Source organism: Pseudomonas sp. UBA1879 (assembly GCF_002338065.1).
Lineage (GTDB): Bacteria > Pseudomonadota > Gammaproteobacteria > Pseudomonadales > Pseudomonadaceae > Aquipseudomonas.
In genome coordinates this window covers 139849-140144 of record NZ_DDHJ01000025.1, presented here as the reverse complement: position 1 = coordinate 140144, position 296 = coordinate 139849, and the positions used below count along the sequence as shown (strand labels likewise).

The 296-nt window shown below is 59.5% G+C and carries 1 protein-coding gene; it reads left to right on the top strand.

The genetic code is table 11. From position 1 onward, the window contains the following. Positions 1 to 46: 46 nt before the first annotated feature. Positions 47 to 296 (top strand): hypothetical protein (locus tag B3N48_RS26345; protein ID WP_296188709.1); only part of this gene is annotated, 250 nt, incomplete at its 3' end.

Here is a 296-nt window from a genome sequence, read left to right as displayed (position 1 = left end):
GTTGGGCTAGTGAATCAAGTAGACCCCGGCCAGCGACACGCCGAGTGTGGTCAGCGATGCGGCGCCGATTGCCTCGGTCGTTGGAAACGAGCTGCACGAAGTCAAGGTCGACGCCTCGACTGTTGCGGGTAAATTGACCTACAGCGATTCGGATACCCCTGCCGATCAACTGAAAGTCACGCTGACTAACGGCAGCGACAAGTACTACGTCATCAGCGGCAACGACGTGTTGCTGACTGCCGATGGTATTGCGGCTGTCAACGCGGGCACCCCACTGCCTGCGATCCAGGTCTCCG